Source organism: Aestuariibaculum sp. M13 (assembly GCF_024723255.1).
In the GTDB taxonomy this organism is placed as follows: Bacteria; Bacteroidota; Bacteroidia; order Flavobacteriales; family Flavobacteriaceae; genus Aestuariibaculum; species Aestuariibaculum lutulentum.
Genome location: NZ_JANIAC010000001.1, coordinates 1,094,841 through 1,118,638, shown reverse-complemented (window position 1 = coordinate 1,118,638; position 23,798 = coordinate 1,094,841). Strand labels below are relative to the sequence as shown.

Genomic DNA, 23,798 nt, shown 5'->3' with positions numbered 1-23,798 from the left:
AAAGAATTATGCTAATTTGGGTGGCTGAAAAACAGAAGGTTTTTCGAATAAAGAGACAGGTTCTTTGTAAAAGAAATTTACAGGTTTTTCTATAATTTCAACACGTTTAATATTATATGAAAAGTGTTGAGTAAGTATAAATGTAGCGTTTAGATGGCACAACAAATGTTGATGCTCTTTAAATGGAAGATTTTTGTGTTCTTCGTGCTTATCGCCGTGTGTTGCTACTTCACCACCGTAATGTTCTGATAAAAACTGAAGGAAATTATCGCCATACATTTCTTTGTGATAGCTGGCATGTTCCAATAACGCATTGAACTTTGAAAAATCGTCAAAGTTAATATTGAAACTCTGTATGAGTATCAGAAAGGAATAAACTATACTAATAGCCTGGCTCATAAGTACCGAAATTACAAAAATTATTAATGCTAAATGTTAAGAGTTGCTTAAAAGTAGGCTTTTAGCTGAACTGTTCCAGTGTGAATCGTTTTACTGGTTTCGGTTTTTCTACCGTAATAGCTAAGGTTTAAATCTAAGAAAGTGGTTAGTTTTTTTTGTGCCAACAAACTCCAGGTAAAGTTTTTTCCGGGTTGTAAACCTTCAAGCATTTGGTAGGCTACAGGTGTGGAGGCACTACCACTAAAATCGTTGGTTAAAAAGTTGAATTCTCCAATTACTGAACTTTTTTGACTGTTAGCCAGGGTAAAGGATGTGCCGTATTTTGATTGCTTTAAAGTTTCCAGACTACCAATGGTATTTTCCTTGTTGGCATATTGGTAATAAATGTCGAAGCGTGAATTGTCGTTGAATAAATATGAGAGTTTCGGACTTAGACGTGTTTCATCAAAATTGTAATTTTTACTTATAAAGTTTTCACTTAAACTTTCATTGTTTTCAAAATCAGATTGTAAAGTGATTAACCAGATTTCGGCAATTTTATGATTGAAATTGAGCTGATGACTTTTCAGCGCATTTTCAATAAATCCTGTTGATAGAATATTTCTTGTGCGATTTGATAAAAAGGTATACGATGTCGTATAGTGTTGTTTTCCGCGATTGAAAAACAAAATATTTCTTAAGTTAAGCTGAAGGCCTAGCTGGTTTTCTTCATCATTTTCAAACGGATTTAAATTGAAGCGATTGCCATCACGCTTCAACTTTCTGTCAATTAAATAACTGGTTTGATTATAAAAATGCGACCAGAATTTTTTAGAAGCATTGTCGCTAACAGCCCATTGCGCTGGGTTAATGGTTACGGTTTGACTTAGCCTATTTTGATGTGTTTTTATATACACGCGATTAGGTAGCAGAACACGAATGTATTTGCCCTGATCTTGAAATTGTGCAATCTCAAATTCTTCCAGTTCCTGAATACCATTGTTGTTATAATCGATCCAAGTGTAGGTGCCTTGTCCGGGCTCAACTTCTACATAAGTAAAATCCTGTTGCGGTAAGGTTCCCGAATTGGTTTCAAAAAGGGTGTTCCACAAAATAAGTTGTTTAAATAACTTTTGACTGAATTGCAATCTGGAGTTTATAGATTGTTCATCAGCTATGTCTTCTTCCGCACTTTTTAAGTTTCTGTAATTGGCGTATAATGCCAGATTAGTATTTGTGTTTTGAATGAGTCGGGTGTCTAAGTAAAACGTATTCGATGTATTTACTTTTTGTAATTGATTATTTCTAATACTGTCGTTTACACGATTTTTGTACCCTATTTCGGTGAAAATCTTCGTGCTGTCTCCCACACCAAAAAAGACTTCATAAGATTTAAATTTCTGACTTAAAGGTGTTAGAGAATCGGTTAAAAGTTCACGTTGTTCATTATCTTCAATAGCCATTTTTGTTCCCAGCCAACTCTGTTTCATGCTATAAGTAACACGATTATATGACCTTAAAAATGTTGAGGTACTTAAAGTAGAATTGGCATCTAAAAAACTGGAATACGATTGAATATTGAATTTGTTTAAATTCAGGTTTACTTGCCCTAAATGACGGTTTCCATTGAAAAATCCAGAGTAACCTAAATGCTCAAACTGGTAATTTATACCTCCTTTTTCTGAGTGAAACAGGTTGATTCCGGAGCTTAATAAATTTTGGTTGTTATAGTCATTTATAATGGTCGTTCCGTTTAGGTCGCTTAAATTCCAATCCCGATTAAATTCGGCATTATACAAACGTTGAATGGTATTGAAGTTTTTCTGAATATAATCGCCATCGGCAAAAACGTTTAAATTCCAAAGACTATCTGTTTTTATAATACTTTGGGTGATTTTAAGTTTTCCGGCGAAGCCATCGTTATTGTTGTCATCCAGATTTGAGAATAAGTTTAAATCTTTTTTGCTTCCAGCGACTTCAAAGGCAATATTTGTTTTTTCTGTAGGGGTGTAACTGCCGTTTAAAACTGCAATTTGTAGTTTAGTTGGCGCCACCAGTTGAACAACCGGTTCATAATCGCCTTGTGGAATACCAAGATTAGGTTCTACATATTCGTAAATATTGCTGATGGCATTGGTGCTGCTTAAAATATAATTTCCTTGGTTAGCACCCACCTGGGAAAACGTTACCCGGTATAATTCATCGTCAGGGTTGTTAGAAAACACAAAGGCTTCAATACCGTTGATCACTTCTTTTCGGTATAAAATGCGGTTATCGTTGTAGTTTTCCTGAATTTCCGAGGGCGCTACCATTTGTGTACGGTCGTCTCCGGCTTGCGATAAAATTTCAACCTGTTCTTCCGAAAGGTTTTGTTGTAAAGGTTGATTTTTAGCATCGTTTTCAGAATAAACCGAAACACCAAGTTTTAGTTTTTTGCTTTCATAGTTACTGCCACCATAGGCAACCAATCTGGAATAATTGCGCTCGCTGTATTGATAATCGACAGTGATGCGCATTTCGGAAGTCATCGGAAATGTAGAGTTGAAAATGATTTCGCCGGCATTATAATCAATAATATAATCTTCATTTTCGCCACGCTTTAACGCGCTTCCATTAACATAAACGGTTTCGCTACCAGAAACAATAAGCACAAACAATTCACCGTTTTGTCCCTGTAATTTATATGGACCTTGGTTACCTTCCTGAGCTGTAAACTGACTGCGGGTAAATTGTCCGCGTACCAAGGCGCCAGCAGCAAATAGTTGGGTTTGGTTGTCGTCGTTTCCTAAATTGGCATTTACTAACAAACCTTGTACGCGCTTTGAGAAATTGGCAAAGTAAGAATTGTTATTTTCTAAATCGATATCTCCCGCACGAATATTCCACTTGTCACTTAGTAATTCAATAAAAATCTGATCGAATTCATCCAAGCGTTGGCTGTAACCACTTTCCTGAAGTGGAATGTTGGCATCCTGAATTGAGGCACGAAGCGAAATTTTGTCGTTCAGTTTTCCTGAGATTTGTAAATCCAGTTCGCTATTCAATACCGAATTTTGGTTGTTACCAACCGTAACTCCACGAGAGATACTTCCCGAAGTGGTTAAACCGTCAAACGGAATATAGTTTTTATTAGTGTTAGGTTGTGATAGCTGGTATAACTTTTGAATGTTATCGGTGTTTTCTACAATAATGTTTTCATCTAACTGTTTGTAAGTCTTGGTTAGAAAATCTGGAAACTTTAAATAATATATGATGATGGAATCTGAAGCTATACTTTTTTTGAAGTGTAACATCGCTTTTGGGAAATCGACCGTATAATAAGAGGTGTCAATAATGGAGCCATCTGTTCTTTTTATCGAAAAATGGTTCGGGTTAATACTTACAGAATCGATTTGTATGGAATCTTTTACAGCAACTTTTCTGTTTTTGTAATTCGTGTTTTGTTCTTGAGCCATAACCCAAAAACCAACAAAAAACATAAAAAGGCGTATAGTAGATTTCATTTGATACTTAAACAGTAAATTGTCTAATATATTTTGTTTGAGTTTTTGTTAAATGAACTGCAAAATTGTGGTGTAAAAGTAATGCATTATTTAATTTAGCAGAAATTCGGTAAACTTATTGGCTTTGGCGTTAGTACATTATTTGGTAAATAAGTGATTTGTAAAACTTTAAATATAAACATGAAGATAATATCTTATAACGTAAATGGTATTCGAGCGGCAATTAATAAAGGGTTTTTAGACTGGTTAAAAAGTGCCAATCCAGATGTGATTTGCCTTCAGGAAATCAAGGCTTTAAAGGAGCAATTAGATTTAAATGTGTTCGATGAATTGGGTTATAAATACAATTATTGGTTTAGTGCTGAGAAGAAGGGGTATAGCGGTGTTGCAATTTTAAGTAAAATTGAACCTAATCATGTTGAGTATGGCACGGGAATTGATTCAATGGATGCCGAAGGTAGAAATCTTAGAGCCGATTTTGACGGTCTTTCGGTAATGAGTTTGTACTTGCCTTCAGGAACGAATGATGCACGTTTAGATCATAAGTTTGAGTACATGGACATGTTTCAGGAGTATATAAATAATCTGAAAAAGGAAATTCCTAATCTGGTTATTTGTGGTGATTATAACATTTGTCACGAAGAAATAGATATCCATAACCCAAAAGGATTAAGTAAAGTGTCTGGGTTTTTACCAGCCGAGCGTGAGTGGATTGGAGGTTTCATTAATAATGGATTTATCGATTCGTTCAGACATTTAAATAAAGAAGCAGATAATTACACCTGGTGGAGCTATCGTGCCAATTCCAGAGCCAATAATAAAGGTTGGCGTTTAGATTATGCTATGGTTGCAGAGCCATTACAAGAAAAAATAAAAAGAGCCGTTATACTAAAAGATGCAGTGCACAGTGATCACTGCCCTATTTTAGTTGAAATTGAATCATAGAAGTTAGTTAATAATACAAATCAAACAGAACCTAAACATGATTAAAAAATTTGTTTTAGCCACATTAACCTTATCGCTTTTAGCGTCGTGTGTATCTCCAAATGTGTACAAAGATTTAGAAAATAAATACAATAACTTAAAAAAGGAGAATCGTAAACTGCTTATTGACAACAATACGCTTTTAGAAGATAAAACAGTTTGTGAAAACGAACTTGGTAAACTAAAAGATTCTTATGCGGGTGCGGTTGAACAACGCGACCGTTTACAGAACGACTATAATGCAGCTAAAGCAAATTTAGAAAATCTACAGGCTTCTTATGAAGCTTTAGAGCAAAACAGTTCTAAAGCGATTGCTGCTAATTCACAAAAGAACCGTGAGTTGCTAGCTGAATTAGACGCCAAAGAACAAGCTTTAAATGCTGAAATTGCACGTTTGGCAAAATTAAGAACAGAGTTGGAAGAGCGTTCGGCTCGAGTAGTGGAGTTGGAGCGTTTGATTTCAGAAAAGGAAGAAGCTATGACGGCATTAAAAGATGCTATATCTAAAGCTTTAACCGATTTCGAAGGTAAGGGCTTAACCGTAGAACAACGCGATGGTAAGGTGTATGTATCTATGGAAAATAAATTGTTATTCAACTCAGGAAGTTGGGCAGTTGGTGTCGATGGGCGTCGTGCGGTGCAACAACTTGGTAGTGTACTTGGGCAAAACCCTGATATTGCCGTGTTAATTGAAGGGCATACCGATAACGTACCATATTCTGGAAACGGACCATTAATAGATAACTGGGATTTATCAACCAAACGAGCAACAGCAATCGTAAATATTTTAGCTGAAAACGATGATATTTATCCTGAAAATTTAACTGCAGCAGGTCGAGGTGAGTTCGCACCTGTTGCAAGTAACGAAACGCCTGAAGGTCGTGCTAAAAACAGAAGAATAGAAGTTGTTTTAACGCCTAAGTTAGATGAGTTATCAAAGCTTTTAAACGAGTAATACAATTATAAGATTAACATAGATTTAAGCCTTTCAGTTTCCGGTAAGCTGAAAGGTTTTTTTATCTTTAATGTTTAAATTTTTAAAAGAATTATTTAGAACAATGAAATATACAACCATACCAAAAACCGATATAAAAGTCAGTAAAATTTGCCTAGGAACCATGACCTGGGGAAATCAAAACACCGAGGCAGAAGGTCATGAGCAACTCGATTATGCTTTAGAGCAAGGTGTAAATTTTATAGATACTGCCGAAATGTATCCGGTACCTGCAAGTCCGGAAACTCAGGGAGAAACCAGTAGAATTATTGGTAGCTGGTTAAAGAAAAGAAATAATAGAGAGCAAGTCATTATAGCCAGTAAGATCGTTGGAAGACCAAGCGATTATACGGCGCATATTAGAACATCAGGTCTGCAAGGAAACTCTATTGCAGAAGCGGTGGATAATGAATTAAAGCGCCTGCAAACCGATTATATTGATGTGTATCAGATTCACTGGCCGGAGCGTGAAACCAATACATTTGGAAAACGCGATTACGTGCATAACCCCAGCGATGAGTGGACCGACAATTTTAACGAAGTTTTACATAAAATGGATGAGCAAATTAAAGCGGGAAAAATTCGTCATGTCGGGTTATCAAACGAAAAAGCCTGGGGAACGATGCGTTTTCTTGAAGAATCGAAAAGTCATAGTTTGCCAAGAATGCGAACCATTCAAAATGCTTATTCATTATTAAACAGAACTTACGAAGGCGATTTAGCCGAAATCTCTATGCGTGAAGATATTGGTTTGTTGGCATATTCACCAATGGCATTTGGTGTGCTTTCCGGGAAATATATAAAGGGTACAGCTGCCGATAATGCACGTTTAAAGCTGTTTCCAAGGTTTGCACGTTACAGTAGTGAACAATGTACAGAAGCAACAAAACGATACTTAAAGATAGCTGAAGATAATAATATGACTTTGGCCGAAATGAGTCTGGCGTTTGTAAATCAGCAACCATTTGTTACGAGTAATATTATTGGAGCAACGTCTTTAGAACAGTTAAAGGAGAATATTAATTCTATTAATGTGACATTGAGTGATGCTGTTTTAGAGCAAATAAATGCCGTACATGCTGTTATTCCAAATCCGGCAACCTAGAAAATATATGTTGGTTTTATTCAATATGTTTTCATTTTGAATAGCTTTTAAATGGATTAATTTATAATATAGAAAATATATGTAAATTGTTCTGGTTACACGTATTAAATTGATTTAAAATGAAATGGCAAGGTAGAAGACAAAGTTCTAACGTTGACGATCGCAGAGGGCAAGGAAGTTCGAGTGGGGGCGGATTTAATCCATTGTTGCTTAGACCACTTTTTAAACTCCTGTTTTCAAAAGTAGGATTGTTTATTGTTGGTGGGTTTTTGGTGATTTCTTTTTTAATGGGGAAAAATCCATTAAGCTTAATTGGTCAATTGTTAGGAGGAGGAGTTCCAACCGAATCGTCATCGTCTTATCAGCCTACCGCAGAAGATGAAGAATTGGCTCAATTTAGTGCGACTATTTTAGCTAATACAGAAGATGTTTGGAATAAGTTATTAGATAATTACCGTGAGCCTACTTTGGTGTTGTTTACGGGTTCGGTATCATCAGCTTGTGGCACGGCATCAAGTGCAACAGGGCCTTTTTATTGTCCTGGTGATGAAAAATTATATATCGATTTAAGTTTTTTTGATGATATGGAGCGTCAGTTAAATGCTCCTGGAGATTTTGCTCAGGCTTATGTTATTGCACACGAAGTAGGGCATCATATTCAAAAAATAATGGGAATTACAGATAAGATGAATCGATTGCGAAGTCAGCTTAGTGAAACAGAGTATAATAAATATTCGGTGCGTTTAGAACTTCAAGCCGATTTCTTAGCCGGTGTCTGGGCACATCATTCACAGGAAATGATGCGTATGATGGAGACCGGTGATTTAGAAGAAGCTCTTAATGCGGCTAATGCTATTGGCGATGACAGGTTGCAGAAGAATTCGACAGGTAGAGTAGTTCCAGATTCCTTTACTCATGGTACATCGGCACAACGTATGCGATGGTTTAAAAAAGGATTCGATACTGGAGATTTGTCGCAGGGAGATACGTTCAGTACGAGTTCATTGTAGTTTATCTTCACCTTGTATAAATGTTTTAATAAAAAGCTTAGATGGTAGTCTAAGCTTTTTATTTATCTAATAGATATATTTATTATAACCCTCCGAAAACGAAATAGTTAATAAGTTTTATTACAGATATATGATAAGCTGACAAAAGTTAGTTTTTATAGGAAATTCGATATGTAATTTTGATGATATTAACCATTTCATTTTAATTATGAATACTCGAATTATCTGTTATTTATGTTTTTCTATTATGTTGTTTTCATGTCAAGAAGCAGCTAAAAAGTCTAAAGATCTTGCTCTGAATATACATGAGAAAAGGCACTGGAGTTATTCTGGAGAAACCTCACCTGAACATTGGGAGGAAATTGAAAAGAATTCTTCTTGTGGAGGCGCATTTCAATCGCCAATTAATATTATTCATAGGGATGTCGATTCTTTACAACAAACAAACCTGAAAATACAGTATAATCCAACGACATTTATAAATAAGGTTGAAAATAATGGACATTCCATTCAATTTGATTTTGAGTTAGGAGATTCCATAAATTATAAAAACAAAACCTATTTTTTAAAGCAGATTCATTTTCATGAACCTTCTGAGCATAAAATTAACGGGATTGTTTATCCAATAGAAATGCATTTGGTGCATATGAATAGTGATGGAGAAGTTACCGTATTAGGGGTTTTAGGAGAAGAAGGAGAAGGAAGTGTTTTGTTTGAGTTTTTTGAGAGCTTTTTACCAATTAAGGAAGGCGCTTTTAAGGAAATTAATCAGCATGTCGATTTGTCAAGTTTAATGCTAAATGAAAAACAATATTATTCATATCAGGGGTCTTTAACAACACCGCCGTGTACAGAAAATGTAAATTGGATTGTTTTTAAAGAGCCTATAATCCTTTCGGAAGCAGAAGTGTTGAAGCTGAGGTCTAATATGCCGATTAATAACTACCGTAATGCGCAGCCATTAAACGGAAGAAGAGTTAATTATAATTATTAATTACAACATAAAATAGAAAACCCCTGATAGAAATTAGCAGGGGTTTTTATTTGATTACATCTTGTTTTTTTAAGAGTTTTTAGCAATTTTAATGTGGGCTAAATGGTGTTCGCAGTGCCAGGCATAAATACCAATATTGGTTTTTAGGTTTACATAGGATTGAGATTCGGGATGAAAATAGCTTTTATTTAAATCTGATGCATTTAGGCTGTCCAGTAGGAACGTCCATCGTTGATGCAAACCCTCTAAAATGATTAGTGAGCTTTCTATTGAAGGATTATTGGCGTCGGGTAATTCCGCCCAGAGATTTTCGTGATATGGCTTTATTGTTGGGGTTTCTTCAGTAAGTGCAAGTTTGCATCTAATAAAGCTATTCATATGACTGTCGGCACAATGATGAACCACTTGCATAATGTTCCATCCGTTGGGTCTGTATGTTTTTTTTAAATCGGATACACTTAGGTCTTTGACTTCTAATTTAAGTTGTGTTGGGAAATTGCGAATTGTTTTTATCCAGTCCTTTATTTGTGTTTCACTAATGATTTCGGAAGATTTAAACGTCCCTATTGGATATTTTAAGTGCTCGATATTTGTATTCATATTTAGAAGTTGTTTAAGTGTTTTTCAAAGCATTTACTTTCTGCTACATTTGTGTATTGTCCGTAATTTGGGATGAGGTGATAACCATTTTTTGAGTAAAGTTTAATGGCTTCTGGCTGTTTAATTCCGGTTTCTAAAATACATGTTTTGTATGCTAATTCAGTGGCCCATTGTTCGAGTTCATACAATACTTTTGAAGCAATGCCTTGGCTACGATAATCTTCGGTGGTATACATCCGTTTTATTTCCATAGTAGTCTCGTTATATGGTTTTATAGCTCCGCAAGCCACGGGTGTTTTATTGGAGTAAGCGACAACGACATGTTTAATAGAATCTATTTTATTGAACTGAGCGTAAAAGGCGTGGTCGTCTCCATCACGTCTTGCTAAATCGGCATCGAGATGTTTGACTAATGCAATAAAATCGTTGTTTTTTGAGGTGGTTCTTAATAAGGTAATCATAAAAACGAATTAAGGTAACTAAGATAGTTAATACCTTAGAATTTAATTTGTAAAAGTGCGTTAGGGATAGTAGTGTAAAGCTCGCAGTGAGTTACGAACGAAGACTTGAAGCGTATAGCCCGACCTGAAGCAGAGCGAAAGGTAACGCCATAATTATAAAAAAAGAAAACCCCAAACTAGAACTAGCAGGGGTTTTAAAAGGTTATTTAACCTGATTACCATCTTTATCGAAAAAGTGATATTCCAGGTATGTGTAAGCATCTCTTGGTAAAATTTTAACCCATTTCTTATGTTCAAAAAACCATTTTGAACGTATAGATGGAAAACCTTTTGTTAAAAAGGCTGCTATAAAAGGATGTGTGTTTAAAGTCAACTTTTTATAGTCTTTTTTTAATAGTTTTTCAAGATCGTGAGTTATTTTAGACACAATTCCTATTGGAGCCTCAACCTCAGAGTCGTTCATAAGTTCATCAGGGTTTTGTTCCCTGGTTTTTATGTTCATTTCTGGGCGTACACGTTGTCTTGTAATTTGTATCAATCCAAATTTACTTGGGGGCAGTATTTTGTGTTTCGCTCTGTCATCTTTCATTTCATCACGGAAATGATTAAAGAGCTTCTGCCTGTTTTCTGCATTAGTCATATCTATAAAGTCGACTACAATAATACCTCCCATATCGCGTAAACGCAGTTGTCGGGCAATTTCGGTAGCGGCTATTAAATTAACCTCTAATGCGGTTTCCTCTTGATTGTTGGCTTTGTTAGAACGATTACCACTGTTTACATCTATAACGTGCAGGGCTTCGGTATGTTCTATTACCAGATAGGCGCCCTTAGCCATAGATACGGTTTTGCCAAACGAGGTTTTAATTTGTCTTTCTATTCCATATTTTTCGAAAATTGGAACATTTGATTGATACTGTTTAACTATTGATTCTTTGTTAGGTGCAATTTCGTGCACGTAATCTTTAATTTTAAAGTAAAGCTCTTCATCATCAACATGAATTGCATTAAAGGTGTCGTTAAAAATGTCTCGTAAAATAGACGAGGCTTTATTCATTTCACCTAATACTTTACTTGGATGATGGGCTTTGTGTAGCTTTTTGCACATTGCTGTCCAACGACTTAACAAATTTTGCAAATCTTTATCTAGTTCAGCTACCTTTTTGCCTTGTGCTACCGTACGAACTATAATACCAAATCCGGCAGGAGTAATACTCTTTACCAGACGTTTTAGTCGTTCTTTTTCTTCTTTGTCTTCTATTTTTTGAGAAATAGAAATACGGTTAGAAAAAGGAACTAAAACAATATATCTACCGGCAATAGAAAGCTCTGAGCTTATCCTAGGGCCTTTGGTAGAAATTGGTTCTTTTACTATTTGTACTAATAGCGACTGATTTGATTTTAAGACATCGGCAATTTTACCGTCTTTATCAATATCCTTTTCAAATGGGAAATTTTTTAAAGAAAAATCTTTTAGTTTACCTGTGCTTACACTTTTTGTGAATTTTAGAAGGGAAGGAAGTTTTGGTCCTAAATCATGATAATGCAAAAAAGCATCTTTCTCATAACCTACATTAACAAATGCAGCATTTAGACCAGGAACAGCTTTTCTTATTTTGGCTATAAACACATCACCAACCGAAAAGTTATTACCACCTTCATCTTTCTGTAATTCAATTAGTTTTCCATCTTTTAATAAGGCAAAATCAACATCATCGGAACTAGATCTAATGATCAATTCTTTATCCATTTAGTTAATTTTTATCCATACTTTCTAGGCTATAGTTTATAATTTTCTGTTTTTTTAGCAATATGCTAATAGACTAAAAACCAGTAACTAGAACTTAATTGTACAGATGGATTATACTTAATTTTTTATCTGATGCCAGTAATAGCAACAGATTTCACAGGATTTTTTAAAATCCGTGGAGTTCAGGAAAGGCACAAAATGTACCCACATTCTCTTGAACTCATTTCAAAGAACGTTTTGTTTTGTAAAAACCAAAAAAAGTAGCTGTTAACTACTTTTCTTGACTATTTTTTCTTTTTGTGACGATTAGCGCGTCTACGTTTCTTACGCTTGTGCGTAGCAACCTTATGTCTCTTACGTTTTTTACCACTTGGCATAAATACTGTTTTTTAAATTAATAATTTCTTTTAAATGTTTCGTTGTTATTTAACCTCTACATTAGTTTTAACGCCTTCAACAAATACTTTAGCAGGCTTAAATGCAGGAATGTTGTGAGATGGTATCTTAATAGTAGTGTTTTTAGAGATATTTCTACCTGTTTTCTCAGCTCTTGTTTTGATGATGAAACTTCCAAAACCTCTTAAGTAAACATTATCTCCCGCCTCTAAAGATGATTTTACTTCTTCCATAAATGTTTCAACCGTCGCTTGAACATCACCTTTTTCAATTCCTAATTTCTCAGAAATTTTTGCTACTAAATCAGCCTTCGTCATTTTAATATATTTTTATTAGATTACTATAATTTTAAAAGGGATGCAAATATAGGAATTAAATATTCAATATTTCAAACCTAATTCATTAAAATTTAAGATTATAAACGTTTATTTTTGTTCGCTGTATTTATTTGGTTGATGATATTTTATAAAACTTTAAATAATTGGTATTCAAATAATAAGCGTGAATTACCGTGGCGAAAAACCGCAAATCCCTATTATATTTGGCTATCAGAAATTATTTTACAGCAGACACAAGTTGCGCAAGGACTGCCATATTACAGCGCATTTGTCGCCGAATTTCCGTCTGTTTTCGATTTGGCTAACGCATCCGAAAGCCAGGTGTTAAAATTATGGCAAGGATTAGGATATTATTCCAGAGCTAGGAATTTACATGCAACTGCGAAGTATGTAGCTAACGAATTAAATGGAAAATTTCCGGATAACTATAAAGACTTATTAAAATTAAAAGGTGTTGGCGATTATACAGCCAGTGCTATAGCTTCAATATGTTTTAATGAAGTTGCTGCGGTAGTAGATGGAAATGTTTATCGTGTGCTATCGCGTTATTTCGGTATCGATACTCCTATAAATACTACGCAAGGGAATAAAGAGTTTAAAGCCTTAGCACAGGAGCTTATCGATAAGAAGGATCCGGCAACCTTTAATCAGGCCATTATGGAGTTTGGGGCAATGCACTGTAAACCTAAAAACCCGAATTGTGACACCTGTCCGTTTATTAATAGTTGTATAGCGTATAACAAAAGTGAGGTTGAAAACCTTCCGGTAAAGTTAAAGGCTAATAAAGCCAAGGTTAAACATTTTAATTTTCTGGTTATTCTTTCAGATGATAATCAAACGGTTTTAGAGCAGCGTCAAGGAAAAGGTATTTGGCAAAACCTGTATCAGTTTCCTTTAGTAGAAACTAAAAATGAAGTCGGTTTTACTGAAATGAAAAGCTTAGCAGAAAAGCACCAGTTATTAAAAGACAGGTCTTTTGAGTTGTCGTTATATAATAAGGAATCTATTGTACATAAACTTTCACATCAGCATTTGCATACCAAATTCTGGATTGTAAAGCTTGAAGACGAATTAAAAAGTGGTGTTTCTATTGCTTCTGTAGCCGATTATGCAGTACCTATATTAATAGGTAATTTTATAGAGGCTTTTAATTTTTAATTGGGTTATTTATTGCCGGTCGCATTTTTTTGTTAATTTTAAAAAAATGGAAATCGATTCTTAATAATGAAAAGCAATTCTGTAATTTTGCTTTTGTATAAACTGTAAATATATATGTCTGGAACTTTAAATAAAGTGATGTTAATTGGTCATTTAGGCGACGAGGTGAAAATGCACTATTTTGAAGGTGGTGGCTGCGTGGGGCGTTTTCCTTTGGCAACAAATGAAACCTACGTTAGCAAACAAACTAACGAGCGTGTAACCAATACAGAGTGGCATAATATTGTAGTTAGAAATAAAGGAGCCGAAATTTGTGAGAAGTATTTAAGCAAAGGGGACAAGGTGTATATTGAAGGTCGTCTGAAAACCAGAAAATGGACTGACGAATCAGGTAGCGAGCGTTACTCAACCGAAATTCAATGCACGGACTTTACATTTTTAACCACTAAAAAGGAAAGTGAAGCGCAAATGGGGAGCACCCCAAGTGCAGCACCGCAAGTTTCTAAACCTGTTGAAAGTAAACCTGTTTCCAGCGACCCTATTGAAGACGACGATCTTCCATTTTAAAGAAACGCCAAGTAGCGTTTATGTTTAACTTAAATTTTTGTATTTGGACCCTGAGCCCGCCAGTTTTAGTAGTTTAATAGCAGCAGTTGATTATTCAATTGTATTTGGTTTTGTGTTATTATTTGTACTGCTATGTTGTTCTGCACTTATTTCTGGTGCCGAAGTTGCTATGTTCTCACTTTCGCGTAGCGATATAGAAAAAGGTTTAGAAGAGAAGTCTAAACGCATTCAAATTATTTCAGATTTATTGGACCGCCCAAAAAAATTATTGGCAACTATTCTTGTGGCCAATAACTTTATCAATATTGCGGTGGTTATTTTATTCGCCTACTTAAGTGGTTTTTTGTTTTCAGGAATAACATCGGCGTTAATTAAGTTTATTATCGAAGTGGTAATCGTAACTTTCTTAATCTTATTATTCGGAGAAATTCTACCGAAAATATATGCCAGTCGTAATAATATAACCTTTGCTGTTTTTATGGCTTATCCGCTAAAGGTTTTAGATGTGTTGTTGTCGCCGTTAAGTTTACCCATGCGAAGTGTTACCTTGGCGATTCATGACAGATTAGGAAAACAAAAATCTAATTTAAGCGTCGATCAATTATCACAGGCTTTAGAGTTAACCAGTGAAGAAGATACCACAAAAGAAGAACATAAAATACTTAGAGGTATTGTTCAGTTTGGAAACACCGATACCAAACAGGTCATGCGCCCCCGTATTGATATTTTTGCTTTAAATATAGAGCAGAAATATGCCGATGTTCTAAATGAAATTATTGAAAACGGATATTCTCGTATTCCTGTGTATCAGGATAATATAGATACGATTAAAGGGATTCTTTACGTGAAGGATTTACTGCCTTATATTGACAGAAAACAGTTCGATTGGACAACGCTTCTTCGTGAACCATTTTTTGTTCCTGAAAATAAGAAGCTAGATGATTTAATGACCGAATTTCAGGATAAGAAAGTGCATTTGGCAGTTGTGGTTGATGAATATGGGGGAACCTCCGGTTTAATTTCTTTAGAAGATATTATAGAAGAAATTGTTGGAGATATCAGCGATGAGTTTGATGATGAAGATTTAACCTATTCAAAGCTTGATGACCATAATTATGTGTTTGAAGGCAAAACAGCACTGAAAGATTTTTATAAGATTATTAAAATTGAAGACGAAACTGTTTTTGAAGAAAACAAAGGGGAAGCCGAAACCGTTGCGGGATTTGTGTTAGAGATTTCAAAAAGCTTTCCGAAGTTAAATAGTAAAATAAATTTTAAAAATTTCGTTTTTAAAATTGAAGCTTTAGATAAGAAACGTATAAAGCTTGTAAAATTTACCATTCTAGATGAAGTATAATATTTACTTACTTTTATTTGTATTGCTATGTGTGTCTTGTGGCGAAGATTATGTGCCTAAGCCAAAGGCATTTTTACGATTAGATTACCCTGAACATAAATATAATCAACCGGATTTTACAGGTTTGCCATTTTCGTTTGAAACCAACAAGTTGGCAACTGAGGTTAATGTAAAACCTATGCAATCGTCTGTTGAAAGTTATGGAGTTGATTTGCAATATCCTTCAATGAAAGGGACAATTTTTATTACATATAAGGCTGTTAATAATGATGAGGAAATACTGGAAAAGTATTTACGTGATGCGGAAAAACTTACTATAGAGCACATGATTAAAGCTGAAGAAGTTCCTCCAATGTTTCCTTTTGAAAACAAAAAAGAAAGAGTTTATGGTGTTTTCTCTGAAGTGAAAGGCGATGTGGCTTCGCCGGCACAGTTTTACGTGACCGATAGTGTGAATCACTTTTTAACAGGGTCGTTATATTTTTATGCAAAACCCAACTACGATTCTATTTTACCTGCCGCAAATTATCTGGAAAAAGATATTCAACATATTATGGAAACCTTAAGGTGGAAATAAAAAAAAGCGTCTCGATTTCGAGACGCTTTTTTTATGTATTATTAATAGAAGTTAGGCTTTTTCTGCACAACAAGCTTTTTTACAATCTTTAGCGCAAGCAGCTTTTTCTTCTGCAGTTTTGTTAGTACAACACGCTTTAGCACAGTTGGCATTACATGCTTTTTCAGTTGAAAAACTATCAACAGTTTTCATGTCGCTTACTTTATAAGTGTCGCTAACAAGAGCAACAGTTTCTGTTAAATTTTCCGGAGTAACCAGCGCTTCGTTGTATTCAACCATGGCTAATTTTTTGTCGAAATCTACTTTAGCAGATTTAACGCCTTCCATTTTAGCTAATTTGTTTTCAATAGTTTTAGCGCATCCCATCATGCAAGTCATACCCTCAACGGTAAATTCAGCTTTAGCGTATTTTGCATTTGGGTCTAACTCTTGAGTGCCGGTCGTTGCAACTTCAACAGTTTTTACTTCAGCTTCAGCTTTATTTTTACAATTAAAAGCAAGAAGAGATAATAGGGCAATAAAGAATATGTTTTTCATTTTCAATGGTTTTATAAGGGTATTATGAAGCACAAAATTACTAAATAATACGGTTTGTTGGTTTTAGAACTCTAATTTTGTTGTATAAACAAAATGCTGAGTGAAAAGTCAAAATTTAAAATGGGTATATTTATTTGTACTCTCGTTAATCTGGGGAAGTTCTTTTATTTTAATTAAAAAGTCACTTTTGGGATTAACTCCAATGCAACTTGGGGTATTGAGGAACTTAATAACATCATTAATTTTATTAGCATTAGGGTTTAGAGGGTTGAAAAGTGTAACCCTTAACGAATGGAAATGGTTAGCAATTTCAGGGTTGGTTGGCTCTTTTATTCCTGCGTTTTTATTCGCCATAGCAGAAACCGAAATTGATAGTGCGGTAACCTCGGTACTTAATTCCTTAGTGCCTATACATACCTTTTGGTTAGGCTTGGCCTTTTTTAATATTCCTTCGTCTAAGCGTCAGTTTTTAGGGTTGGTTATCGGGTTTGTTGGTTCTTGTATTTTAATGTTGAATGGGGCAGAACTTAACCCAAATCAAAATTACTGGTATGCAGGTTTTATTTTGCTTTCAGGTTTGATGTATGGATTAAATGTGAATATCATAAAACGATATCTTCATAATGTGAAGCCTTTAACTATAGCTGCGGGTAATTATACAGTTATCTTTTTTCCGGCCATAATTATGTTGTTTTTTGTGGATTTCTTTTCTGAAAAGACATTTAGAAATCCGGAATTTAAAATGTCTATGGTTTATATTACAACCTTATCGTTTTTTGGAACGGCTATGGCTAAAATTATGTTCAATAAACTGGTTAAAATAAGTACGCCGGTATTCACATCTTCGGTAACGTATGTCATGCCAATCGTTGCTTTAATGTGGGGGTTTCTTGATGGTGAGCGCTTTAGTTTAGTTCAGGGTGCGGCTAGTTTTGTAATTCTTTTAGGTGTTTTTTTAGTACACAAACAACAATAACTTTCAGATATTCAGTAGGTAATAATTTGATTTAAATTATTTTTTTTCAGGAATTTTCACGAAATTTAAGAGAATAAATTTTTAGTAAAAATGAAAAAAATAGCTCTTCCTATCCGATTTGGTCTGGTTACCAGTGCCGTTTTAATTGCGTATTTTTTAATTTTGGCTTTGTTTCACAGGCACATTTATCCGGCGTTTAGTTTTTTTAATGCCGTTATTACCGCTTTTGGTATTTACGAAGCCATTAAGCTCACTAAACTAGAAAAACCAGAAGCGTTTTCGTATGGTGAGGGTTTTAAAACCGGACTTATAACTGGTTTTATTGCGGCCATTTTATTTACTTTTTTCTTTTTGTTTTACATTACCGAAATCAATGCCGGATTTTTATCAGAATTATTTAAAGTCCTAAAAGGAGGTTTAGACGCTGATACAGGCTTAGTTACCTTTGTGGTTTTAATCATGGGATTCGCGACAACAGTTATTGCAACTCTGGCAGTTATGCAATTTTTAAAAAATAGCACGCAAACTAAATAAAACGTTTGTAAATTAATTAATTAGCAGTATATTTGCACCCGCCTTATATAAGGTTAGTAGTATTTATAACAAATTTAATTAATAAACGTTACGCTATGTACGCAATTGTAGAGATAGCAGGGCAACAATTCAAAGTTGAAAAAGACCAGAAAGTTTTTGTTAATCGTTTAGCAACAGAAGAAGGTGACGCAGTATCTTTTGATAATGTACTTCTTTTAAGCGACGGTGACAATGTAACTGTAGGCGCCCCAGCTATAAACGGAGCTCAAGTAGGAGCAAAAGTTTTAAAGCACCTTAAAGGTGATAAAGTAATAGTTTTCAAGAAGAAACGTAGAAAAGGTTACCGTGTAAAAAACGGTCACAGACAAGCTTTAACAGAGATTGTTATTGAAAGTATCGTTGCTTCAGGTGCTAAGCCAGCTGCAAAAGCTGAGAAAAAAGTAGAGGCTCCTAAAGCTGACGCTTCTCAAGACTTAAGCGCTTTAACTGTTGCTGAATTAAGAGAACTAGCGAAAGCAAAAGATATTTCAGGATTTTCTACAATGAAAAAAGCTGAATTAATCGCTGCTTTAAGTTAATAACAAAATAAAATCGAAATAAAATGGCACATAAAAAAGGAGTCGGAAGTTCGAAAAACGGTAGAGAATCAGAATCGAAACGATTAGGTGTTAAGATTTTTGGTGGTCAAGCTGCATTAGCTGGAAACATTATCGTTAGACAAAGAGGTAACACACACCACCCAGGTGAAAATGTTTACCAAGGTAAAGATCATACTTTACACGCTCAAGTTGATGGCGTTGTAAAATTCACTAAAAAGAAAGACAACAAGTCTTACGTTTCTATCGAGCCTTTCGAAGCTTAAGAAACAATTCTTTTTAAGATATTAAACCCTTTCTGTTTACAGGAAGGGTTTTCGTGTTTAATAATTATAAGTTAATATTAAATACATTTTCAAGTAATATAAGTTATGTTTCTTTAAAGTTTTATTTGGAAACTTGCGATGGTATATTACTTAAAATTTCTTTTAACTTCATGTTTTATTATTCTGTCGGTTTTTGGCCAGGCTCAGGATTCAATCACTTCTTTTCAGGTCGATGTAAAATTCACTAATTTTAAGTCGCAATTAAAGGATGCTCGTTTTAAAGAAGATTCTCTAGTAATAGCGACAATTTACACAAAACTTGGGGACTTTTATTTGAATTTAGGTCTGGATAGCGAAGCTGTTAAAGAATACCATTTAGCGCAGGATTATGACAATAACAAAGATACATTATTTGTATGGCTCAATGCGCGTTTAGCCGAAATTCATCTTGGTTTTAAACAATTTGATGAAGCTAAATCTTTTTTAAAAGAAAGCTTAGAGGTGTCAAATTATCTAGATTATAAAAAAGGATTAGCAAAGGCTAATGCTTTATTAGGTAGTGTTTCTGAAAAGGAGCAGAGATATGATGATGCGTTAAAATATCAAAACAGAAGTTTAGAACTTTATCAAACCTTAAAAGACAGCACGGGATTGGCTATAACCAATGAAAATATTGGAAGTATTTATGAAGATCTTGAACAGTATGATGTAGCTTACAGGTATTTTTTAAAAGCATTTGATTACGCAAAAAATAGTACTTCAGATATTCGAAACAATATTCTTAACAATCTTGGTGATGCCAATCGTAAATCGGGAATATATGATAAGGCATTGTTTTATACGGAGCAAGCTTTAAGTTTGGCCCTGCAAACTAAAAACGGATCGCAGGAAGAGAGTGCTTTAAAAGATATGGCACGCACGTATGCAGAAATGGGCGATTTTGAAAAAGCCTATCAGAATTTAAGTAATCAAACCATTACTAACGAGCAGGAATTAAAGCGCCATAATGCCGAATTGGTTAGTTCGCTGCAAATTTTACATGAAGTAAAGGAACGTGAAAATCAACTTGAACTTTTAAGTAAACAAAATGAAATAATTAAGCAAAGGCAACTGGTTGTCGTCTTGTTAGCTGTTGCTTTAACCGTTTTGTTTTTTGTGATTTTAGTCTATTTTAAAAAGAAAAAGAAACAGGAAAAAACCATTCTTCAATTTAAACAGCAATTATTAAAAGCCGATTTAGAAAAGAAAACTTCAGAAGAAAAAGCATTAAAACGTGAAATCGACATTCAGGTGTCGGCATTAACGAATTACAGTTTAAATCTGGCGCAAAAAAATAAAATGCTTGCTGATGTTTCCAGAACTTTGATTAATATAAAGGACAGAAATAGCGAGTTTATAAAAAGTAAACTAGAAAGTCTGGCGAAAGATATCGATTTTGAACTGTCGCAACAAAACGAATGGAGTGAATTGTTAGGTTTCTTCGGGCAAATTCATCCAGGATTCTTTGATAAATTAAAAGCAGAAGCTATAGAAGAGCTTTCAACTTCCGATTTACGCTTGTGTATGCTTATACGATTAAACTTGTCTTCAAAAGATATGGCATCCATTCTTCATATTACACCCGATAGTGTTCGGATTGCACGTTACCGCATGCGAAAAAAATTACCGCTTCAGCCCAAAGAGAAGTTAGATGTGTTTCTGGCTAATGTATAGTGAAACTTAATGCAATGTTACCTGAATGTTAATGTTGCTTTGTAATATACCCTGTGCACGGGAGGTTGTTACGGTTTGTTAACACAGGCTTTAGCTATTTAAAAGAGTTGGTTGGTAGTTTTGCTCCAAGAATTTAACTAAAAATAATCAACTCAAAAATGAAACACTATTTAGTTTTTTTAATGCTGCTTGGATTTACTTTAAGTAGCTTTTCACAAACCGGAAATATACAAGGGGTTATTACCGATGAAAACGGTATTGCGGTACCAGGAGCCACTGTGGCAGTTCAAGGTTTTAATAAAGGAGCAGTTACCGATTTCGATGGTACGTATACACTAGTTGAAGTTCGCGATGGACTTCAGAAATTAATTGTTAGCTTTTTAGGTTATGCCAGCGTGGAGAAAGAAGTTACTGTTAAAGCAAACCAGACTGTAGCTTTAAATATTACCATGAGTTCTGAATCTACCACTTTAGATGAAGTCCTTATTACAGGGTATGGTTTAGGCGGACAAGCCAGAGCATTAAATACGCAAAAGAACAAGCAAAATATTACCAATATCGTGTCTACTGATCAAATTGGAAAGTTCCCGGATGCTAACGTGGGTGATGCTGTAAAACGTATTCCTGGTATTACCATGCAAGTCGATCAAGGGGAGGCGAGAAACATTATTATTCGTGGTTTATCACCACAATTAAACTCTGTAACCTTAAACGGCAGTCGTATACCTTCGGCTGAAGGTGATAACCGTAATGTTCAAATGGATTTAATTCCATCCGACATGATTCAAAGTATTGAGGTAAATAAAGCGGTAACGCCAAATATGGATGCAGATGCACTTGGTGGTTCGGTAAACTTAATTACCAGAACGTCACCTCAAGGTTTTCGTTTATCGGCTACTGCCGGTTCTGGTGTTAACTTTATTACCGATAAGCGTATTTTAAACGGATCGTTCTTATTAGGAAACCGTTCTAAAAATGATAAATTCGGTTGGATGGTTTCGGCTTCTATCAACGATAACGATTTTGGTAGTGATAACGTTGAAGCCGAATGGGAAGACGAATTCGAGTTCAATAATGGCGACGAAGACAACTTAGAAGAAGTAGCTGTTAATCCGTATGCTAAAGTATTTGAAATTAGAGAATATTTAGTGCAACGTGTGCGTCGTAGTTTTTCGGCTAACTTCGATTATAAATTAGATCAAAACAACAGTTTATATTTTAAGTCTATTTATAATTGGAGAGACGACCGTGAGAATCGTTTCCGTTTAGAAAACGAAATTTTAGATGGTGAAGATATTGGTGCAAGTGATTTCACAGTTGATGCTAACGGAAATTTAACGAGTTTCCCTGTTGAAGCTAAGCGTCAGACCAAAGGTGGTATTGTTGGTGGACGTAACAAAAATGCACGTCTCGAAGATCAGCGTATGCAAAACTACAGCTTAGGTGGAGATCACTTATTTGGTAGTGTAAAATTAGATTGGATGGCATCTTACTCAAAAGCTTCAGAAGAACGTTTAAATGAGCGTTATTTAGAATATGAAAGCGAATACGGAGTAGCATTCAATAATAATGGAGATAAGCCTTTGTTTACGCCTTTAAGCGCTGCCGATGCCGATTTTAGCTTATTTGAATTAGATGAAATTACCGAAGAAAATCAGTATACCGAAGAAGAAGATGTTAATTTCTTTGTAAACGTAAAAGCGCCTTTAACTTTGGTTGAAGATCAGGAAGGGTTTTTAAAATTCGGATTTAAAAGTCGTTTGAAAAATAAAAACAGAACCAATGACTTTATGGAATATAGCGATGAAACCGGAGCTTTAGATATTTTAGGTGATATTCCAACCAGAAATTATTCCGATAACGATTTCCTTGCCGGAAGTCAGTATCAAATTGGAAGTTTTGCTTCAGCAGATTATTTAGGAGGTTTAAACCTTTATGATAGTAGCCTTTTTGAAGGTGAAGATCTTCCGGATGAATATTTAACGGCTAACTTCGATGTAAACGAAAATGTTTATGCAGGTTACGCGATGTTAAGTCAGCAGTTTTCAGATAAGTTTACCTTATTAGCGGGTGTGCGTTTAGAGCATACAACCATAGATAGTGAGGGAAATACTTTAGTGTTTAACGAAGATGGTGACTACGACGGGACGCAAATTGTTAAAGATAAAGGCAACTATACAAACCTGTTGCCTGGTGTACATTTAAAATATAATGTGGCCGATAATACCGTGTTACGTTTTGCATGGACAAACACTTTGGCGCGTCCTAATTACGTAGATTTAGTGCCTTATCAGGAAATTAACAATGAGGATGAAGAGATTTATTTTGGTAATTCAGAATTAAACCCAACAACATCGATGAACTTCGATATTATGGCCGAGCAGTATTTTAAATCTGTTGGTTTATTATCAGGAGGTGTATTCTATAAAGACATCCAGGATTTTATCTATACTAATGTTTCTGAAGACGACAATGGATTTGAAGTTTACAAACCATTAAACGGAAACGGTGCAACAGTTTTTGGTGCTGAGGTGTCTTTACAACGTCGTTTAGATTTCTTACCAGGCTTTGCTAAAAACTTCAGTATTTATTTAAACTACACGTATTTAACATCGAATACCGATGGCATTTACAACGAAGATGGCGACGAGCGTACCGATTTAGATTTGCCAAATACAGCACCAAACATGTTTAACGGGTCGTTGGGCTATGCCGATAAACACTTTAGCGTACGTTTATCAGGAAACTTCTCTGATGCGTATGTTGATGAAATTGGTGGTCGTGCATTCGAAGATCGTTACTACGACAAACAGTTTTTCTTAGATTTTAATGCTAATGTAGCCTTATCAAAACAGTTGAGTTTATATGTGAATTTAAATAATATCACAAATCAACCATTACGTTATTACCAAGGAGTAAAAGGAAGGACCATGCAAATGGAATACTATGAAAAACGCCTGAACTTTGGTTTAAAATACGATTTGTTTAAAAAGAAGTAAGATTA

The 23,798-nt window shown here is 34.8% G+C and carries 22 protein-coding genes; 15 read left to right on the top strand and 7 right to left on the bottom strand.

Annotated elements, in window-relative coordinates; translation table 11 throughout:
• Positions 1 to 6: 6 nt before the first annotated feature.
• Positions 7 to 399, bottom strand: a complete 393-nt coding sequence (locus tag NO995_RS04775) for a hypothetical protein (protein WP_258226498.1) — start codon at positions 397 to 399, stop codon at positions 7 to 9.
• A 47-nt stretch (positions 400 to 446) separates the two neighbouring features.
• Entirely contained in the window at positions 447 to 3,881 is a 3,435-nt protein-coding gene (locus NO995_RS04770; protein WP_258226497.1) for a hypothetical protein, read from the bottom strand.
• 180 nt (positions 3,882 to 4,061) lie between these two features.
• Here NO995_RS04770 and NO995_RS04765 point away from each other — a divergent pair, with 180 nt between their 5' ends.
• The 5 genes from NO995_RS04765 (at position 4,062) to NO995_RS04745 (ending at position 8,968) form a co-directional block, all read left to right on the top strand.
• Complete coding sequence (locus NO995_RS04765; protein ID WP_258226496.1) at positions 4,062 to 4,826, top strand: exodeoxyribonuclease III; 765 nt, start codon at positions 4,062 to 4,064, stop codon at positions 4,824 to 4,826.
• Positions 4,827 to 4,863: 37 nt separating this feature from the next.
• Complete coding sequence (locus tag NO995_RS04760) at positions 4,864 to 5,820, top strand: OmpA family protein (RefSeq protein ID WP_258226495.1); 957 nt, start codon at positions 4,864 to 4,866, stop codon at positions 5,818 to 5,820.
• Between the two features lie 103 nt (positions 5,821 to 5,923).
• Entirely contained in the window at positions 5,924 to 6,964 is a 1,041-nt protein-coding gene (locus NO995_RS04755; RefSeq protein ID WP_258226494.1) for an NADP(H)-dependent aldo-keto reductase, read from the top strand.
• Positions 6,965 to 7,083: 119 nt separating this feature from the next.
• A complete protein-coding gene (locus tag NO995_RS04750) occupies positions 7,084 to 7,974 on the top strand; it encodes a neutral zinc metallopeptidase (RefSeq protein WP_258226493.1) in 891 nt (296 codons plus the stop codon).
• Between the two features lie 208 nt (positions 7,975 to 8,182).
• Positions 8,183 to 8,968 (top strand): carbonic anhydrase, encoded by a 786-nt coding sequence (locus NO995_RS04745; protein WP_258226492.1) that lies wholly within the window; start codon positions 8,183 to 8,185, stop codon positions 8,966 to 8,968.
• A 69-nt stretch (positions 8,969 to 9,037) separates the two neighbouring features.
• On the opposite strand, the gene NO995_RS04740 is transcribed toward NO995_RS04745, so the two are convergent.
• From NO995_RS04740 to NO995_RS04725, 4 genes are all read right to left on the bottom strand, one after another.
• Positions 9,038 to 9,568 carry a YfiT family bacillithiol transferase gene (locus tag NO995_RS04740; RefSeq protein ID WP_258226491.1) on the bottom strand — a complete coding sequence of 177 codons (531 nt, stop codon included), beginning with the start codon at positions 9,566 to 9,568 and terminating at the stop codon, positions 9,038 to 9,040.
• A 2-nt stretch (positions 9,569 to 9,570) separates the two neighbouring features.
• Positions 9,571 to 10,029: a GNAT family N-acetyltransferase gene (locus NO995_RS04735; RefSeq protein ID WP_258226490.1), complete on the bottom strand. Its 459-nt coding sequence runs from the start codon at positions 10,027 to 10,029 to the stop codon at positions 9,571 to 9,573.
• Positions 10,030 to 10,231: 202 nt separating this feature from the next.
• A complete protein-coding gene (locus NO995_RS04730) occupies positions 10,232 to 11,779 on the bottom strand; it encodes a ribonuclease E/G (protein WP_258226489.1) in 1,548 nt (515 codons plus the stop codon).
• Between the two features lie 422 nt (positions 11,780 to 12,201).
• Positions 12,202 to 12,492 carry an HU family DNA-binding protein gene (locus tag NO995_RS04725; RefSeq protein ID WP_188214535.1) on the bottom strand — a complete coding sequence of 97 codons (291 nt, stop codon included), beginning with the start codon at positions 12,490 to 12,492 and terminating at the stop codon, positions 12,202 to 12,204.
• Between the two features lie 138 nt (positions 12,493 to 12,630).
• Here NO995_RS04725 and mutY point away from each other — a divergent pair, with 138 nt between their 5' ends.
• The 4 genes from mutY to gldD all read left to right on the top strand — a co-directional run bounded on the left by mutY (position 12,631) and on the right by gldD (position 16,172).
• Positions 12,631 to 13,671 (top strand): A/G-specific adenine glycosylase, encoded by a 1,041-nt coding sequence (gene mutY, locus NO995_RS04720; RefSeq protein ID WP_258226488.1) that lies wholly within the window; start codon positions 12,631 to 12,633, stop codon positions 13,669 to 13,671.
• 114 nt (positions 13,672 to 13,785) lie between these two features.
• Positions 13,786 to 14,238, top strand: a complete 453-nt coding sequence (locus tag NO995_RS04715; RefSeq protein WP_258226487.1) for a single-stranded DNA-binding protein — start codon at positions 13,786 to 13,788, stop codon at positions 14,236 to 14,238.
• 43 nt (positions 14,239 to 14,281) lie between these two features.
• Positions 14,282 to 15,595, top strand: coding sequence for a gliding motility-associated protein GldE (locus NO995_RS04710; RefSeq protein ID WP_240572183.1), 1,314 nt, complete (start codon positions 14,282 to 14,284; stop codon positions 15,593 to 15,595).
• Positions 15,585 to 16,172 (top strand): gliding motility lipoprotein GldD, encoded by a 588-nt coding sequence (gldD, locus tag NO995_RS04705; protein ID WP_258226486.1) that lies wholly within the window; start codon positions 15,585 to 15,587, stop codon positions 16,170 to 16,172. Before NO995_RS04710 ends, gldD begins: the two co-directional genes overlap by 11 nt.
• A gap of 51 nt (positions 16,173 to 16,223) precedes the next feature.
• Here gldD and NO995_RS04700 read toward each other — a convergent pair whose 3' ends face one another.
• Positions 16,224 to 16,709, bottom strand: a complete 486-nt coding sequence (locus NO995_RS04700) for a heavy-metal-associated domain-containing protein (protein ID WP_258226485.1) — start codon at positions 16,707 to 16,709, stop codon at positions 16,224 to 16,226.
• 100 nt (positions 16,710 to 16,809) lie between these two features.
• Between NO995_RS04700 and NO995_RS04695 the strand changes: the two genes are divergently transcribed.
• The 6 genes from NO995_RS04695 to NO995_RS04670 all read left to right on the top strand — a co-directional run bounded on the left by NO995_RS04695 (position 16,810) and on the right by NO995_RS04670 (position 23,793).
• Complete coding sequence (locus NO995_RS04695) at positions 16,810 to 17,685, top strand: DMT family transporter (RefSeq protein WP_258226484.1); 876 nt, start codon at positions 16,810 to 16,812, stop codon at positions 17,683 to 17,685.
• 90 nt (positions 17,686 to 17,775) lie between these two features.
• Positions 17,776 to 18,219: a DUF4199 domain-containing protein gene (locus NO995_RS04690; protein WP_240572179.1), complete on the top strand. Its 444-nt coding sequence runs from the start codon at positions 17,776 to 17,778 to the stop codon at positions 18,217 to 18,219.
• 95 nt (positions 18,220 to 18,314) lie between these two features.
• Complete coding sequence (rplU, locus tag NO995_RS04685; protein WP_258226483.1) at positions 18,315 to 18,797, top strand: 50S ribosomal protein L21; 483 nt, start codon at positions 18,315 to 18,317, stop codon at positions 18,795 to 18,797.
• A gap of 23 nt (positions 18,798 to 18,820) precedes the next feature.
• Positions 18,821 to 19,081, top strand: a complete 261-nt coding sequence (gene rpmA, locus NO995_RS04680) for a 50S ribosomal protein L27 (RefSeq protein WP_188222886.1) — start codon at positions 18,821 to 18,823, stop codon at positions 19,079 to 19,081.
• Between the two features lie 138 nt (positions 19,082 to 19,219).
• Positions 19,220 to 20,794, top strand: coding sequence for a tetratricopeptide repeat protein (locus NO995_RS04675; RefSeq protein WP_258226482.1), 1,575 nt, complete (start codon positions 19,220 to 19,222; stop codon positions 20,792 to 20,794).
• A 158-nt stretch (positions 20,795 to 20,952) separates the two neighbouring features.
• The gene (locus NO995_RS04670; RefSeq protein WP_258226481.1) at positions 20,953 to 23,793 is read left to right on the top strand and encodes a TonB-dependent receptor; all 2,841 of its coding nucleotides are present in this window, start codon (positions 20,953 to 20,955) and stop codon (positions 23,791 to 23,793) included.
• Positions 23,794 to 23,798 lie beyond the last annotated feature (5 nt).

Excerpts from the sequence above, each read along its gene's own strand:
- NO995_RS04775 (WP_258226498.1), bottom strand. The coding sequence starts at position 399 with ATGAGCCAGGCTATTAGTATAGTTTATTCCTTTCTGATACTCATACAG.
- NO995_RS04770 (WP_258226497.1), bottom strand. The coding sequence starts at position 3,881 with ATGAAATCTACTATACGCCTTTTTATGTTTTTTGTTGGTTTTTGGGTT.
- NO995_RS04765 (WP_258226496.1), top strand. The coding sequence starts at position 4,062 with ATGAAGATAATATCTTATAACGTAAATGGTATTCGAGCGGCAATTAAT.
- NO995_RS04760 (WP_258226495.1), top strand. The coding sequence starts at position 4,864 with ATGATTAAAAAATTTGTTTTAGCCACATTAACCTTATCGCTTTTAGCG.
- NO995_RS04755 (WP_258226494.1), top strand. The coding sequence starts at position 5,924 with ATGAAATATACAACCATACCAAAAACCGATATAAAAGTCAGTAAAATT.
- NO995_RS04750 (WP_258226493.1), top strand. The coding sequence starts at position 7,084 with ATGAAATGGCAAGGTAGAAGACAAAGTTCTAACGTTGACGATCGCAGA.
- NO995_RS04745 (WP_258226492.1), top strand. The coding sequence starts at position 8,183 with ATGAATACTCGAATTATCTGTTATTTATGTTTTTCTATTATGTTGTTT.
- NO995_RS04740 (WP_258226491.1), bottom strand. The coding sequence starts at position 9,568 with ATGAATACAAATATCGAGCACTTAAAATATCCAATAGGGACGTTTAAA.
- NO995_RS04735 (WP_258226490.1), bottom strand. The coding sequence starts at position 10,029 with ATGATTACCTTATTAAGAACCACCTCAAAAAACAACGATTTTATTGCA.
- NO995_RS04730 (WP_258226489.1), bottom strand. The coding sequence starts at position 11,779 with ATGGATAAAGAATTGATCATTAGATCTAGTTCCGATGATGTTGATTTT.
- NO995_RS04725 (WP_188214535.1), bottom strand. The coding sequence starts at position 12,492 with ATGACGAAGGCTGATTTAGTAGCAAAAATTTCTGAGAAATTAGGAATT.
- mutY (WP_258226488.1), top strand. The coding sequence starts at position 12,631 with ATGATATTTTATAAAACTTTAAATAATTGGTATTCAAATAATAAGCGT.
- NO995_RS04715 (WP_258226487.1), top strand. The coding sequence starts at position 13,786 with ATGTCTGGAACTTTAAATAAAGTGATGTTAATTGGTCATTTAGGCGAC.
- gldD (WP_258226486.1), top strand. The coding sequence starts at position 15,585 with ATGAAGTATAATATTTACTTACTTTTATTTGTATTGCTATGTGTGTCT.
- NO995_RS04700 (WP_258226485.1), bottom strand. The coding sequence starts at position 16,709 with ATGAAAAACATATTCTTTATTGCCCTATTATCTCTTCTTGCTTTTAAT.
- NO995_RS04690 (WP_240572179.1), top strand. The coding sequence starts at position 17,776 with ATGAAAAAAATAGCTCTTCCTATCCGATTTGGTCTGGTTACCAGTGCC.
- rplU (WP_258226483.1), top strand. The coding sequence starts at position 18,315 with ATGTACGCAATTGTAGAGATAGCAGGGCAACAATTCAAAGTTGAAAAA.
- rpmA (WP_188222886.1), top strand. The coding sequence starts at position 18,821 with ATGGCACATAAAAAAGGAGTCGGAAGTTCGAAAAACGGTAGAGAATCA.
- NO995_RS04675 (WP_258226482.1), top strand. The coding sequence starts at position 19,220 with ATGGTATATTACTTAAAATTTCTTTTAACTTCATGTTTTATTATTCTG.
- NO995_RS04670 (WP_258226481.1), top strand. The coding sequence starts at position 20,953 with ATGAAACACTATTTAGTTTTTTTAATGCTGCTTGGATTTACTTTAAGT.